The organism is Bradyrhizobium cosmicum (genome assembly GCF_032290525.1).
GTDB classification, from domain to species: Bacteria; Pseudomonadota; Alphaproteobacteria; order Rhizobiales; family Xanthobacteraceae; genus Bradyrhizobium; species Bradyrhizobium cosmicum_A.
On sequence record NZ_JASXTA010000478.1, the window covers coordinates 1 to 246 of the forward strand.

The 246-nt window shown below is 64.2% G+C and carries 1 protein-coding gene; it reads left to right on the forward strand.

The window, feature by feature from the left end; translation table 11 throughout:
• Positions 1–246: alpha-hydroxy-acid oxidizing protein (locus QSV46_RS40625; protein ID WP_314964373.1), on the forward strand; the 246-nt coding region annotated here is incomplete at both ends.

The following is a 246-nucleotide window of genomic DNA, read 5'->3' on the forward strand; positions in this document are numbered from 1 at the left end:
CCCTTGATCCTGGCGCCGGTCGGCCTGCTCGGCATGCAGCATGGCGACGGCGAAATTCATGCCTGCCGCGCCGCGCAGGCCGCCGGCATTCCCTTCACCCAGAGCACGATGTCGATCTGCTCGATCGAGGATATCGCCGCCGCCGTCGACAAGCCGTTCTGGTTCCAACTCTACGTGATGAAGGACCGCGGCTTCATCAAATCGCTGATCGAGCGCGCGATTGCGGCGAAATGCTCGGCGCTGGTG